A 13,709-nucleotide genomic window follows, 5' to 3' on the forward strand; every position below is an offset into this window, starting at 1 on the left:
ATGGGCCCACACCAGCACCCTCACCACCAACCTGACCTCGGTGGACCACGCGCGGATCAAGCGGACCGGGCTCAGCCCGCTCAGCGCCGCGCACGCACTCGCCCTGTTCGACGCCGTCGCCTTCCGCGACCCGGGCCTGCCCCTGGTCGTCCCTGCCGCCCTCACGGCCACGGCCGAGACCCCGCCGCCGCTGCTGCGCGGGCTCGTACGGCAGGCCCGCCCCGCCGTACGCGGCGCGGCGGCCGGAGGACCATCCCTCGCCGCCCGGCTCGCCGGGCTCACTCCGGACCAGCGGACCGAGGCCCTGCTCGACCTGGTCCGCACCGAAGTCGCCACCGTCCTCACCCACCCCAACCCCACCGCCATCCCCGCCGACCGACCCCTCATCGAACTCGGCCTCGACTCCCTCACCGCCGTCGAACTGCGCAACCGCCTCACCACCACAATCACACTCCGCCTCCCCGCCACCCTCACCTTCGACCACCCCACCCCCCAAGCCATCGCGGCGTACCTCGACCGGGAGCTGCCCGGTCCGGCGAGCGGCCCGGCCGGACCGGCCCGCCGTACGGACGCGGGGTCCGGCGGGGGTCTGGCCGCCCTGCACCGGCGGATGCACGAGACGGGCAAGCACGACGAGGCGGCACAGCTCCTGGTGGCGGCGTCGCACGCGCGGAGCCACTTCGGCGCGCAGGACCGGGACCGGTACGCGCTGCCGCCGGTGAGGCTGGCGACGGGACCTGGCCGGGTCTCCGTGGTCTGCTTCCCCGCGCTCAGCGCCATCTCCGGGCCGCACGAGTACTCCCGGTTCGGCCAGGCGTTCCGCGACGACCGGAACGTGTACGTGGTGCCGTCGCCGGGATTCACCGACGGGGAGGACGACGCGCTGCCCGACTCGCTGGAGACGCTGATCCACATGAACGTCGAGGGCCTGCGCGAGTGCGTGGGCGACGAGCCGTTCGTCGTCGTGGGCCGCTCCATGGGCGGCTGCGTGGCGCACGCCGTCACGGTGGCCCTGGAGGAGCAGGGCCTGCGGCCGGCCGGGCTGGCGCTGATCGACAGCTACCCGATCGACGCCTCCGCCCAGGACGGCATGGACTGGTGGCAGGGCGCGATGATCGGCGGCATGCTCGAACGCATCGACCGGTTCGACATGACGCTCCACGACACGAGGCTGACGACGATGGGCGTCTACAACCGGTTGTTCATCGGCTGGCAGCCGAAGCCGGTCGACACCCCGATCCTGCTGCTGCGTGCCGTCGAGCCGCTGCGCGGCACCACGATCGAGGCGGACGACCCGGCCCGCTGGCAGGCGTACTGGCCGGTGCCCCACGAGGCCGTGGACATCCCTGGCGACCACTTCACCACGCTGGAGGAGCACGCGGGCACGACCGCGGAGGCGATCCGCGCCTGGATCGGCACGCTCCGGATCGAGGAGCCCGAGGAGACCGAGGAGACCGCAGCGTGACACGGCCTGCGGCCGTCGTCACCGGCGCGGCGGCGGGCATCGGGCGGGCGGTCGCGGAGCTGTTCGCCGAGCGCGGCTACGGCGTGGTCGCGGTCGACCTCGCCGAGCCGCCGCTCGCCCACCTCGCACGGAACCCCGGGATCGTGCCGCTGGCCGGGGACGTGGCGGAAGAGGCCGTCAACGAGGCGGCCGTCCGCCTCGCGCTCGACCGCTTCGGGAGCCTCGACACAGTGGTGCTCAACGCGGGCGTCGGCGGCACGCCTCCCCTGGAGGCTCCCGGCGCGGTGGAGGGGGAACCTCCATCGACTACGCCGCCCACGGTGTCCGGATCAACGCCGTCGCGCCCGGACTCACCGACACCCCGCGTACGGCGGTGCACCACGACGACCCGGGCCTGGTGGCCGAGCTGACCAGGCGCATCCCGATGGGCCGCTGGGCACGGCCCCGGGAGCAGGCCGAGGCCATCTGGTTCCTCGCCTCGCCGGCCGCGTCCTACATCACCGGAGTGACCCTGCCGGTGGACGGCGGGCTGACCGCGAGCACCGGTTTGCTGCCGCCGCCCCACCGACCTGACGCGCTCCAGCGCCGGGTCAGATGAGAGCCGAGGCCAGGGTTCGCCACCGGCTCAGGGGAAGGGCGCGACAAACGGCGTCGAGGTAGTCGCGCAATACAAGGAGCATCGCTCCGGCTCCGCGACGGGTGTGCCCGGCGGCCGCGGACATCGCAGGCCCGTCTCGCGGCCATCGAGCCGCTGGGCCCGCCGAGCCGGTCCGCGCCGCCCGCGGCGGCGTGAAAGTTTCCGGTCGTCCGGGGGCGGCGGGCGGCCGGTGCCGAGGTCACTCCGGGTGGACCGGCAGTCGGGGTGAGCCGGGCATTGCCCGGGGCCACGGACCATGGCTATGGTCCGGAGGCGCCCGAAGCCGGACGCCGGCGTTACGTCCCCCGCGGGCCGTGTGATGCCACAGCTTCTCCCCTCGACGCGGCATCCCGGGCCGGGGCGGTGTGGCGGCGGCGACCGTGACCCCGCCCCTTCCACCCCGATGAGGCGCCCATGAGACGAATGCTCGCGTGGTTCACGGCGCTCGGCACGGCCGTTCTGACGATGGCCGGGCTGTTCACGCCCACTCCCGGGTTCGCCGCAGCCGCGACGCTACGTCCCGGCGTCCTGTGGTACGACACGGCGGGCAACCGGCTGCAGGCGCACGGCGCCGGCGTGTTCAAGGTCGGTTCGACCTACTACATGGTCGGCGAGGACAAGACCGCCGGAGCCACGTTCACGGCGGTCGCCTGCTACTCCTCCACCGACCTGGCCACCTGGACCCGGGTGGGCAACGCACTGAGCCGGCAGAGCAGCGGCGACCTCGCCGCCGGGCGCATCGTGGAGCGGCCGAAGGTGCTCTACAACTCCGCGACCGGCCAGTACGTCATGTGGGTGCACATCGACAACTCGTCCTACAGCGACGCGCGGGCCGGGGTGGCCACCAGCCCGACGCCGTGCGGGCCGTACACCTACCGCGGCTCCTCGCGTCCGCTCGGGTACGAGAGCCGGGATCTGGGTCTGTTCAAGGACGACGACGGCACCGCGTATCTGCTGACCGAGGATCGCAGCCACGGCCTGCGCATCGATCGGCTCTCGAGCGACTACACCCAGGCCGTGAGCTCGATCGCGGTGCTCGCCGACCTGGAGTCCCCGGCGATGGTCAAGGTGAACGGACGGTACTTCCTGTTCGCCTCGCACCTGACGGGCTGGTCCACCAACGACAACGTCTACGCCACCGCGAGTTCCCTGTCCGGGCCGTGGAGCGGATTCACCACCTTCGCCCCCGCCGGCAGTCGCACGTTCGACTCCCAGACCTCCTCCGTGGTGCCCGTCTCGGGTTCGTCGGGCACCACGTACCTCTACATCGGCGACCGTTGGAACCCCAGCGACCTCAACAGCTCCACCCCCGTCTGGCTGCCGCTGACGATCAGCGGCGCCACCGCGTCGATGAGCGCGTTCTACGACTCCTGGACCATCGACACGGCCACCGGCACGTGGGCCGCCCCGCCGGCCCCGCAGAGCTTCACGCTCGTCGGCGGCCAGTCGGGCCGCTGCCTCGACGTCGCCGGCGGCGCCCCCGCCAACGGCTCGACCGCCCAGATCTACGACTGCAACGGCGGCGCGGGCCAGAAGTGGTCCCTCACCTCCTCGGGCGAACTGCGCACGTTCGGCGCCACCAAGTGCCTCGACGTGTTCGACCAGAAGACCACGGCCGGCGCCACGGTGGGCATCTGGGACTGCAACGGCGGCGCCAACCAGAAGTGGACACTCAATTCCACCGGCACCATCGTCGGCGTCCAGTCGGGCTTGTGCCTGGACGTGAACGGCAACCAGACGGCCAACGGCGCCAAGGTGCAGATCTGGACCTGCAACGGCGGCGCGAACCAGAGGTGGACCCGCGCCTGAGGCCCGGCCGCCGTCTGCCCGCCGGCCGGGCGCGGGACGCTCGCGCGTGCCGTCTGGAGCGCTCGATCAAAGGGATCAGCAGGCGCATGCTCACCCTCACGTTGCGCAAGCTGGAGCGGGACGGCTTGCTCACACGCACCGTCCACCCGGTCGTTCCGCCCATGGTCGAGTACACGTTGACGGAGATGGCCCAGGAACTCCACAAGTCGCTGCTGGAGCTCACCGACTGGGCCAATCGACACGGCGACGCGGTCGCCGCCGCCCAGGCCGACTATGACCGCGAACACAACTGCTGACGGTGACGCGCCGCGGCCGCTGACGCCTTCCTTACCACTCAGCCCGCGCACGTTCACACGACCATCCGGCCGAGCACACCTCCGGTGGCCGCCATCGGCCCGCGGTCCACGAGAACAGGAGACAGTCGTGTCCGGCTTGGACGCGTTCCCCGTCCGCGGGGAGAAGGGAGCGCCCGCACCCCCCTTCTCACCGCGACGTCACGCGTCAGGCGGTGAGCTGCTGCACGATGCCCAGCCGGTCGGGGAGGACCTCGTACTCGACGATCCGCCCGGCGCGGAACCGGATCGTGCTGATGCTCTGGCCGGTGAAGCGGCGGCCGCTCGGCGGAGCGCCGAACACCTCGCCGCGCTGGACCCCCTCGATGGTCCAGTAGACGACGACCCGGTCGCCCTCGGCGACGGTGTCCGTCACAGTCGCGGTCACGCCCTCGACCGCCGAGCGCAGCCAGGTGATGTGCTGCACGAACCCGGCACGCCCCAGGTTGCCCCCGGCGGGCCCGGCCGCGTCCGACGCGTCGTCGGCGACGATCTCGTCGAGGACGTCGAGCCGGCCCTGCGAGACGACCTCCTCGTAGAAGCGTCTGGCCACCGCGCGGTTGATCTCCGTGGTGCTCGTCTCCGTCGTGCTCATGAACGGTCTCCTTCTCTGTGCGAGGGTCACCGGCGTACGGCCGGCAGCGGGAGGATTCCGAGGCTCGCGTCGAGGCCGCCGTCGACGACCAGCGTGGTCCCGGTGACGTACGAGGCGGCGGGCGAGGTGAGGAACCAGACGGCCTCGGCCTGCTCGCGGGGCTCGGCGAACCGCTGAAGCGGCACGCGGCGCTCGATCTCGGCGGTGAGCACCGGGTCCTGGCGGACGCCGGCGTTGATCCGCGTCCAGGTGAGCCCGGGGGCGAGAGCGTTGACCCGGATGCCGTCGGGCGCGTGGTCGATGGCCGCGGCACGGACGAGATTGATCACCGCGCCCTTCGAGGCGTTGTAGGCCCAGTTGCCGGGGTCGGCGCGCAGGCCGGCGACGGAGGCGGTGACGACGATCGCGCCGCCGCCCGCCGCCCGGAGCGCGGGCGCGGCGGCCCGGATGCCCAGGATCGGCCCCCGGAGGTTGACGGCGAGGATGCGGTCGGCGGCCTCCACCGCGCCGGGCGACTCCCAGGGCCGCGTGCCGCCGATGCCGGCGTTGAGCACGACCGCGTCGAGCCGGCCGAACTCCCGCTCCGCCAGCGCGACCGCGGCCACGTTGGTCTCCTCCAGGGACACGTCGCCGGCCAGCGTCACCACGCGGTCGAGCGTGGCGAGCTCCTTGAGCGCGTGCTCGTCGTGGTCCACGGCGAGCACGGCGACGCCGCGCTCGGCGTACAGCTCGGCGGTCGCCCGGCCGATGCCCGAGCCCGCGCCGGTCACGAGGACGGCGCGCGGGCCGGTGGTGGGTGAGGTCATGGGAGGCCCTCCAGATTCATAGCGGGTGCGGCTCGTCCCGCCGTCCGCCCCACGTCGATCCTCGGGACGGCGGCGAGCAGTTCGGCGGTGTAGGCGGCACGCGGGGCGCGGAAGACGTCCGCGACGTCGCCGGTCTCGACCAGGGCCCCGTCCTTCATCACCGCCACCCGGTCGCAGACCTGGCGGACGACGCCCAGGTCGTGGGAGATGAACAGCAGCGCCACCCCGGCCTCGCGCCGCAGCCGGGCGAGCAGGGCCAGGATCTGCGCCTGGACGGTGACGTCGAGCGCCGAGACCGGTTCGTCGCAGACGATCACCTCAGGTCCCGGGGCGAGCGCCCGCGCGATCGCCACCCGCTGGCGCTGGCCGCCGCTCAACTGGGCGGGGCGCCGGTCCAGCAGGGCGTCGTCCAGCCCGACCTCGGCGAGCAGCCCGGCGACCCGGTCGCGCCGCAGGCGGCGCGGCATCCTTCCCGGCACCGCCTCCCCGACGACCCGCTCGACCGTGAACCGGGGGTCGAAGGAGCTGAGCGGGTCCTGGTCGACGAGCTGGATGCGAGAGCGGCGGGCGCGCCGGGCGCGCTCCCGCGGCGCGCTCCACGCCTCGCCGTCGAGCAGCACGGTCCCGGCGTCGGGGGCGATCTCGGCGAGCACGATCCGGGCGGTGGTGCTCTTGCCCGACCCCGACTCGCCGACCAGGCCCAGCGCCTCGCCCGCGCGCAGGTCGAACGAGACGTCGTCCACCGCCGTACGCCACGAGCCGCCCGGGGAGCGGTACCGCTTGGTTATCCCCCGCACCGAGACGACCGCGTGGTCCTTCACCCGGGGCGGCGCCGCCGCACCGGAAGCAGGTGCGGGCCGTTCCCGGCCCGCGTGGAAGCAGCGGACCTCCCGGCCCGGCCCGTACGGCACGGGCGGCGGCGGCTCGGCACGGCAGCGGTCGTCGGCCAGCGCGCAGCGCGGCGCGTACGGGCAGCCGCCGGCGGCGGGAGGGCCGGTGCGGGCGAGGGGCAGCTCCCGCGCCGGACCGTCCACGGCGGGCACGGCGGCCAGCAGGTCGGCGGTGTAGGGGTGGGCGGGAGCCCGCAGCAGCGCGTCCGCCGGTCCCCGTTCCACGACGAGCCCCGCGTAGAGGACGGCGACGTGGTCGGCGAGCCTGGCCACGACCGCCAGGTCGTGGCTGATGAGCAGCACCGCCGTGCCCGCCCGCGCGCGTGCCCTGAGCAGGTCGAGCACCTGCGCCTGCACGGTGACGTCGAGGGCCGTGGTGGGCTCGTCGGCGATCAGCAGCGACGGCCGGGCGGCGATCGCGGAGGCGATCAGCGCCCGCTGCCGCAGCCCGCCGGACAGCTCGTGCGGATACTGCAGGAACCGCACGTCGGGGTCGGGCACGCCCGCCTCCGCGAGCAGCCCGATCACCTGGTCGTCGAGGTCGTCGCGGCCCGCCAGGCCGTGCACCTCCAGCGCCTCCGCCACCTCGTGCCCGACCCGGCGGAGCGGGTCGAGCGAGGTCAGCGCGTCCTGCAGCACGTAGCCGATGCGACGCCCGCGCAGCCTCCGCCACTCGCGGCCGCTCAGCCGGCGCAGGTCGCGCCCCTCGAAGGACAGCGTCCGCGCCCGCACCCGCGCGCCCGCGCCGGCGAGACCGAGCAGCGCCCGGGCGGTGACGCTCTTGCCCGAGCCCGACTCGCCCACGACCGCGAGGCACTCCCCCGCGCGCAGGGACAGGTCGACGTCGCGTACGGCCCGCACCACGCCGCGCCGGGTGGCGAAGTCCACCGACAGCCCGGCGACCTCCAGCAGGGGTGGCTCGGTCATCCGGCCTCCCGCCCTTCGTAGCGGGCCTGCAGGGCCCGCCCCACGACGGTGGCGGACATGACGGTCAGCGTGATGGCGGCCCCCGGGAACAGGGCCAGGGTCCAGCTCGCGTCGAGGTAGTCGCGCGCCTGCGCGAGCATCGCCCCCCACTCGGGGGCGGGCGGCTGCGGACCGAGCCCGAGGAAGCTCAGCGAGGCCCCGGCGATGAGCGCGGTGCCCACGTTGATCGTGGCCAGGATCAGCAGCGGCGCGACGACGTTGGGCGCGATGTGCCGCAGCAGGATCCTCGCCGGCGTCAGCCCCAGGTTGACCGCCGCCCGCACGTACGCCGAGCCGCGCACCACGAGCGCCTGCGCGCGGACGACGCGGGCGAAGCCCGGCGCGAGCGCCACGGTGATGGCCAGGACGGCGTTGCGCGTGCCCGGCCCGAGGACGGCCACGACGAGCAGGGCCATCAGGATGGCCGGGAACGACAGCAGCACGTCGGCCAGCCGCATGGCCGCCTCGCCCACGAGGCGGCCGCCCAGCGCCGCCAGCAGGCCCCAGGCGGAGCCCGCGAGCCCGGCCAGCAGGGTCGAGCCGACGCCGACCAGCAGTGACGGCCGGGCGCCGAAGACCAGCCGGGCCAGCACGTCGCGGCCGAGCTGGTCGGTGCCGAGCGGGTGTCCCGCCATCGGGCCGCGCAGCGCGAGGGCCGGGTTCACCTGGTCGGGGCCGTGGGCGAACAGGCCGGGGGCGAGGGCGGCGAGGCAGACGAGCGCGAAGAACGCGGCGGCCAGCGCCACGCCGGCCTGCGCGGCTCCCACCCGCAGGCGCGGGAGCGCCGCCACGCCGTACGAGCCCGGGGCGGTCATGCGGCGGCCTCCCGGACGCGGGGGTCGACCAGCCCGTAGAGCAGGTCGAGCCCGATGTTGATCAGCGAGAACGTGAGCGCGGAGAGCACGACCACGCCCGTCACGACCGGGAAGTCCCGGCCGCGCACCGCCGCCACCACGACGTGGCCGAGGCCCTGGCGGGCGAAGACGGTCTCCACGACGACGGTCCCGGCGAGGAGCTCGCCGAGCACCCAGCCGGAGAGCGTGAGCACCGGCAGCGCGGCGTGCCGCAGCGCGTGGCGCGCGCGGATGCGGTTCTCGGTGGCGCCCCTCGACCTGGCGGTCAGGGCGAACGGCTGGTCGAGGGCGCGTTCGAGCCCCTCCCTGGTGACCTGGGCCAGCACGCCGGCGATGGGCAGCGCGAGCGCCGCGCACGGAAGCACCAGCGCGGCGGCTCCCTCGTCGCCGAGCACGGGGAACCAGCGCAGGCGGAAGGAGAAGGCGGCCAGCAGCAGGATGCCGATCCAGAAGTTCGGCGTCGAGATCGAGCAGAACTCCAGGACCCGGGAGATCGCCCGTACGCGCGGCCTGCCCGCCGTGAGCAGGGCCAGCGCGACCGCGAGGCAGAAGCCGAGGACGGCCGCCCCCGCCGCGAGCGACAGGGTGGGGCCGAGTTGCTCGCCGATCACGCTGCTCACCGGCCGGCCGAGCTGGTAGGAGCCGCCGAGGTCGGCACGCAGGAGGCGGCCGAGGAACAGGACGTACTGCACACCGACCGGCTCCCGCAGGCCGTACTGGTCGCGGATGGCGTCGAGCACCTCGGGAGTGGCGTTGGCCTGGACCCCGCCCGCGATGATCCGGGCGGGGTCGCCCGGCACCAGCCGCATGCCGGCGAAGGCCAGCGTCGCGGCGCCCCACAGCACGAACAGGGTCAGCGCCAGCCTGCGGGTCAGCCGGAGGGCCAGCGGAGCCACCGGGATCAGGCCTCCAGCCAGGCGCCGTGGAAGACCGGGTAGGTCTGGGCGTCGAAGGCGACGCCGCGCACCTTCGCCGAGAAGGCGGTGAGCTGCACGGGAGTGTAGAGCGGCAGCACGTACGCCTGCCGGAGCACCTCGTGCTGCACGGCGGCGTAATCCGTGGCCGCCGTGGCCGGGTCGGAGGTCTCCGCCGCCTGCTCCACCCATGTGTCGATCTGCGGCGAGTCCACCAGCGCGACGTTGCCGCCGGCCTTGGCGTAGGTGTTGCCCGAGGCGAACGCGAAGCGCAGCACGTCGGGCGTGGGCCGGGCGAAGCTCACGTCCACCAGGTCGTAGCCGCCCCCAACGAGGTACTTGCCGACGAAGGCCCCGGTGTCCACGGCCGGCCGTTCGATCTTGATGCCGACGAGCTTGGCCTGCGCCTGGATGCCCTCGGCGAGCACGTCGCGCTGCTCCTTGTTGCCCTCCGCCCAGTAGGGCCAGACGAGGGTGAGGGTCTTGCCGTCCTTGACGCGGTAGCCGTCGGCGTCCGTCTTCGTCCAGCCCGCCTCGTCGAGCAGCCGCCTCGCCTCGTCCGGGTCGTACGACGCCAGTTCGCTCTCGGCCGTCGGGTCGTAGGCCGCGGTGGTGCGGCTGAGCGGATTGCGCGCGACCGGGAAATGGCCGAAATAAATGTTGCGCACGAGTTCCTCGACGTTCACGGCGGCCGACAGGGCGCGCCGCACCCGCACGTCCCGCAGCGGCCCGCGAGTCTGGTTCAGATAGAGGTTGTAATTCAGGCCCGGCGTCTCCTGGGAATTCAGCGTGAAACCGCTGAGGGACCGCAGCTTTCCCGCGTTCACCGGGGGGACGCCGGCGATCGCCTGCACCTGCCCGCTGGTGAGGGCGCCCCACCGGGTGGCGTCCTCGGGGACGAACTCGAACACCAGGGTGTCGAGGTAGGCCGCTCCCTGGTGGGACGCGCCGGCGGGCGGCGAGGCATAACCGGCGTTCTTGCGCAGCGTGACGCGCTTGTCCTTCTCCCAGGAGACGTAGGAGAACGGTCCGGTGCCGACCGGCCGGTAGTCCGCGACGGGCTTCGCGAGCGCCGCCGGACTCTGGATGCCCAGGTACGGCACCGACAGCGCCTGCAGGAACGGGGTGAACGGCCGCTTCAGCGTCACCTCGACGACGTGGTCGCTCACCACCCGCGACTTCTCGTACGGCGCGATCAGCGAGGCGGCGTAGGCGGACTTGGTCGCCGGGTCCACGACGTGGTCGAGGCTCGCCTTCACGGCCTCGGCGGTGAACGGAGTGCCGTCGTGGAAGGTGACGCCCTCCCTGAGCGTGAACGTGTAGGTCTTCCCGTCGCCGGACACGGTCCACTTGGTGGCGAGCCAGGGCCCGAAGGTGTCCGGGCCGGTCTGCGCGACCAGCGAGTCGAAGACGTTGCGGTCGATCAGGCCGGTCACCGCGGTGGCCGCGACGGCCGGGTCGAGCGACACCTGCGTGCCGGCCAGGGCGTAGGTGAGGGTGCCGCCGGCCACCGGGCCTCCGCCCGCGGCCCGGCCGGCCGGCCGCTCGTCCCCGCCGCCTGCCGAGACGACCAAGACCACGGCGGCGACGGCGATCACCGCCAGGATCGCCCCCAGGACGGCCGGGCGTCTGGAGCGCAGGCTGCGCCTCTTCCTGACCGGCCCGTCGTCGACGCGGGTGGCGGTGTCGTCGCTCAGTGACATCGGTGGAACCTTCTCTGTCGCGCGATGGGCACAAGGGGACACCACGGGGAAACGGGCATGCGGAAGCGAACCCGGAGACCCGGAAAACAACCGTCAGCGAAATTCGAATTTCCGAGCGGCGGCTAGATCACACCATATCCGAGCGGGCCGGTCAATATGAAAGCACCATTATCGCGGCCGATTGTTCTCGCCGATCGATATCAATTCGAATTTCCAATGGAAACCTGTTCGGAACGCGATCCGGAGAAACGCGCGACGGACGAGAAGAACGTGTCGAGGGCATCGCCCGCCCGCGCCTCGATCGCCGGGTCCAGCCCCTGCCGGCTCACCAGGCGCAGCCCGACGGCCTCCTGCCGGGGAAGCGGCGCGATCTCCTCCAGGCCGTCCGGGACGCCGTACGCGGTGGGCAGCAGGGCGAGGCCGAGGCGCGCGCGGGCCGCCGCCAGCACGCCTTCGAGGTTGGTGGCCTCCGTCGTGATGCGTACGGACCAGCCGAGACGTTCCAGCACGCGTACGGCCTGCGCACGCAGGGAGCACGGCTCCTGGAAGGCGACCAGCGGCACCGGCCGGTCCGGCGGCGGGAGGAACCAGCCCGGGGCCCCGAGCCAGCGCAGCGGCAGCGTGGCGACCTGCCTGCCCCCGACGTTCGGCACCACACCGAGGATCAGCGCCATGTCGAGCGTGCCGCGCATGGTGGCCTCCGCCAGTGTGGTGCTGCGGTCCAGCCGGAACACGACGTCCTGCGCCGGGAGCGCGGACATCAGGGCGCCCAGGAGGTCGGGCAGCGCCGCGTATCCCGCGTGCTCGACCGCGCCCACGCTCAGGGCGGCCGGACGCTCGGCGCCGAGGCGGCCCATCGCCTCGTCGTGCACGGCGAGCAGCCGCCGCGCCTCCACCAGCAGCGCCTCGCCCGCGAGCGTGAAGCGGGTCGACCGGCCGGTCCGCTCGACCAGAGGCTGCCCGATGACGCGTTCCAGCGACCGGACGTGCTGGCTCACCGTCGGCTGACTGGTCCGCAGGGCGGACGCGGCCCGCCCGAAGCCGCCGCACTCGGCGATGGCCACGAAAGTTCGCAGTTGCACGAGATCGAGCAATGCTCCCATGGCCGCATCATAGCCTAAAACCCACATTACCTACATAGAAATAGGGCTGTGAGCTTCCGGTCCCGGAGCGGCCGCGTGTGCTCACCCCGGTGCCAGCCACCAGCGGACGGCGGTGGCGGCCGTCTCCGGCGGCACCTGGTGCCCGCCGCGGAACTCCTCGTACGTCACCTCGTAACCGCTCTCCCGCAGGTCGGGGACGAGCCGTCTGCTGCACCGGTCGATCGGCAGCACCCGGTCGGAGACGCCGTGCGAGACGAAGACCCGGGGCCGGCCGTGCCGGATCATCGGCGCCATGAACCCCGGGGAGAACGCGAGCACGGCGTGGAACAGGTCGCCGTTGGCCAGGCCAAGCGACAGGGCGTAGGAGGCGCCGTCGGAGAAACCGGCCACGGCGACCCCGTCGAGTTCGACGGCCGTGTGGGAGAACACCTCCTCCAGCGCGGCGTCGATCCTGGACACGTCCGCGCCGTATCCGCCGACGATCACGTCCCAGGTGGCGGAGACGGCCTGCGGCGCGAGCAGCAGCACGCCGAGTTCCTCGGCCTGGGGCAGCAGCCACTCCAGCGCCTGCTCCGCCGCGCCGCCCGCGCCGTGCAGCACGACGGCGAGCGGGCACGGCCCGGGTCCCGGGTCGGGCGGCACGTGGAACAGGGCGCGCCCGGCGCCCAGGCGGTGCAGCCCCGGCACGAGAGGCGCGGCGTGCCGGGGCGTCACCGCGACGGGACGGGCGGACAGGCGGCCGTGTCGCACGCCCTCCTCGGGCCCCGGATGGGGCCGGCTCCGCTCCGGCGTGGCCATCGGCCTCACCCCCCGCCGAGGGGTCTACCCCTCCTGGCCGCCGGTCACCTCATTCCCGGCGGCCGGAGAGCCGGACGGCCCTCAGCCGCGGGCGGCGGCGATCACCTCCGCGACCAGGGCGGGCGAGGTGACCCTGCGGACGTACTCGGGCTGGCGCAGCTCACCGCCCATGAAGGGGTACGGGTTGCGGTGGACGGCCGGGCTGGGCTCGTCCACGAGGGCGGCAAAGTGGATCTCCCTGGCCCCGGTCGCCTCGACCACCCGGCCCACGTTGCGCCGGGTGATGCCGCCCCCGGGCATGACGACCAGGCGGTCGCCGGCCCGCCGCACCAGTTCGGCGATCAGCGGCGCGCCCTCCAGGGCCGAGCTGTCCTGGCCGGAGGTGAGCACCCGGTCGATCCCCAGGCCGGCCAGCGTCTCCAGCGCGGCGAACGGGTCGGCCGTCATGTCGAAGGCCCGGTGGAAGGTGACCGAGAGCCCGGCGGCCGCGTCGATCAGCCGCTTGGCCACCTCGGTGTCCACCTCCCCGGCCGGGGTGAGCGCGCCGATCACGACGCCCTGCGCCCCGGCGTCGCGCACCGCCGCGACGTCGCGGACCATCGCCGCGACCTCGTGCTCGTCGTAGACGAAGTCGCCGCCGCGCGGCCGGATGATCACGTGGACCCGGATCGACGAGACCGCCGCCAGCGTGGCCTCGACCGTGCCCAGGGTGGGCGTCAGGCCGCCCTCGAACAGCGCGGCGCACAGCTCCACGCGGTGTGCGCCCGCCCGCTCGGCGGCCAGCGCCCCGGCCGTGCTGTCGATGCAGATCTCGTACGTCAGGCTCATGCTCTCCCC

The 13,709-nt window shown here is 73.7% G+C and carries 14 protein-coding genes; 5 read left to right on the top strand and 9 right to left on the bottom strand.

Annotation, left to right across the window (positions count from 1 at the left end; genetic code table 11):
- The 5 genes from Msi02_RS39985 to Msi02_RS43730 all read left to right on the top strand — a co-directional run.
- On the top strand, positions 1-1,465 hold a 1,465-nt coding region (locus tag Msi02_RS39985), incomplete at its 5' end, for a thioesterase domain-containing protein (protein WP_239109226.1).
- On the top strand, positions 1,462-1,875 hold the full coding sequence (locus Msi02_RS39990; RefSeq protein ID WP_204052951.1) for an SDR family NAD(P)-dependent oxidoreductase: 414 nt from the start codon (positions 1,462-1,464) through the stop codon (positions 1,873-1,875). The genes Msi02_RS39985 and Msi02_RS39990, both read left to right, overlap by 4 nt.
- On the top strand, positions 1,794-2,063 hold the full coding sequence (locus Msi02_RS39995) for an SDR family NAD(P)-dependent oxidoreductase (protein WP_239109238.1): 270 nt from the start codon (positions 1,794-1,796) through the stop codon (positions 2,061-2,063). The genes Msi02_RS39990 and Msi02_RS39995 overlap by 82 nt, the downstream gene beginning before the upstream one ends.
- Positions 2,064-2,516: 453 nt before the next feature.
- The gene (locus Msi02_RS43725) at positions 2,517-3,911 is read left to right on the top strand and encodes a lectin (RefSeq protein ID WP_239109227.1); all 1,395 of its coding nucleotides are present in this window, start codon (positions 2,517-2,519) and stop codon (positions 3,909-3,911) included.
- An 86-nt stretch (positions 3,912-3,997) separates the two neighbouring features.
- Complete coding sequence (locus Msi02_RS43730) at positions 3,998-4,207, top strand: winged helix-turn-helix transcriptional regulator (RefSeq protein ID WP_239109229.1); 210 nt, start codon at positions 3,998-4,000, stop codon at positions 4,205-4,207.
- A gap of 205 nt (positions 4,208-4,412) precedes the next feature.
- Here the strand turns inward: Msi02_RS43730 and Msi02_RS40010 are convergent, their stop codons facing one another.
- From Msi02_RS40010 to Msi02_RS40050, 9 genes are all read right to left on the bottom strand, one after another.
- Positions 4,413-4,838, bottom strand: coding sequence for an ester cyclase (locus tag Msi02_RS40010; protein ID WP_204052952.1), 426 nt, complete (start codon positions 4,836-4,838; stop codon positions 4,413-4,415).
- A 26-nt stretch (positions 4,839-4,864) separates the two neighbouring features.
- On the bottom strand, positions 4,865-5,644 hold the full coding sequence (locus Msi02_RS40015; RefSeq protein ID WP_204052953.1) for an SDR family NAD(P)-dependent oxidoreductase: 780 nt from the start codon (positions 5,642-5,644) through the stop codon (positions 4,865-4,867).
- Positions 5,641-7,461, bottom strand: a complete 1,821-nt coding sequence (locus tag Msi02_RS40020) for a dipeptide ABC transporter ATP-binding protein (protein WP_204052954.1) — start codon at positions 7,459-7,461, stop codon at positions 5,641-5,643. Before Msi02_RS40020 ends, Msi02_RS40015 begins: the two co-directional genes overlap by 4 nt.
- Positions 7,458-8,315: an ABC transporter permease gene (locus tag Msi02_RS40025; RefSeq protein WP_204052955.1), complete on the bottom strand. Its 858-nt coding sequence runs from the start codon at positions 8,313-8,315 to the stop codon at positions 7,458-7,460. The genes Msi02_RS40020 and Msi02_RS40025 overlap by 4 nt, the downstream gene beginning before the upstream one ends.
- Entirely contained in the window at positions 8,312-9,250 is a 939-nt protein-coding gene (locus tag Msi02_RS40030; RefSeq protein ID WP_239109231.1) for an ABC transporter permease, read from the bottom strand. Before Msi02_RS40030 ends, Msi02_RS40025 begins: the two co-directional genes overlap by 4 nt.
- A gap of 5 nt (positions 9,251-9,255) precedes the next feature.
- Positions 9,256-10,971, bottom strand: coding sequence for an ABC transporter substrate-binding protein (locus Msi02_RS40035; protein ID WP_204052956.1), 1,716 nt, complete (start codon positions 10,969-10,971; stop codon positions 9,256-9,258).
- 200 nt (positions 10,972-11,171) lie between these two features.
- On the bottom strand, positions 11,172-12,074 hold the full coding sequence (locus Msi02_RS40040; RefSeq protein WP_204052957.1) for a LysR family transcriptional regulator: 903 nt from the start codon (positions 12,072-12,074) through the stop codon (positions 11,172-11,174).
- An 81-nt stretch (positions 12,075-12,155) separates the two neighbouring features.
- Complete coding sequence (locus Msi02_RS40045; protein WP_204052958.1) at positions 12,156-12,824, bottom strand: alpha/beta hydrolase; 669 nt, start codon at positions 12,822-12,824, stop codon at positions 12,156-12,158.
- A gap of 129 nt (positions 12,825-12,953) precedes the next feature.
- Positions 12,954-13,700, bottom strand: coding sequence for a copper homeostasis protein CutC (locus Msi02_RS40050; protein WP_079320726.1), 747 nt, complete (start codon positions 13,698-13,700; stop codon positions 12,954-12,956).
- Positions 13,701-13,709 lie beyond the last annotated feature (9 nt).

Source organism: Microbispora siamensis, from assembly GCF_016863095.1.
In the GTDB taxonomy this organism is placed as follows: domain Bacteria; phylum Actinomycetota; class Actinomycetes; order Streptosporangiales; family Streptosporangiaceae; genus Microbispora; species Microbispora siamensis.